The following is a 239-nucleotide window of genomic DNA, read 5'->3' as shown; positions in this document are numbered from 1 at the left end:
ATCCATTTCGATGGTTGGATTCAAATGATTCCTTGGCTTCTGACATTCTTCTCCATGAGGTTGGTCATAGTTTAGAACCTGTTCACTCACTCTTTGAGCCACCCGGGGCTAATGAGGCGTTTGCGGACTTACTGGTTTATGGTGATCATTATCGTCAGGGGGATTGGTTCCTGGGACGTAGATTTGAAATAGCTGGACTGACTGTCGTTCAGGATGACAGTTTTTGTGGCTATATACCT

Source organism: Parendozoicomonas verongulae (genome assembly GCF_009711465.1).
Taxonomy (GTDB): Bacteria; Pseudomonadota; Gammaproteobacteria; order Pseudomonadales; family Endozoicomonadaceae; genus Sansalvadorimonas; species Sansalvadorimonas verongulae.
Note: the sequence above shows the minus strand (reverse complement) of the source record.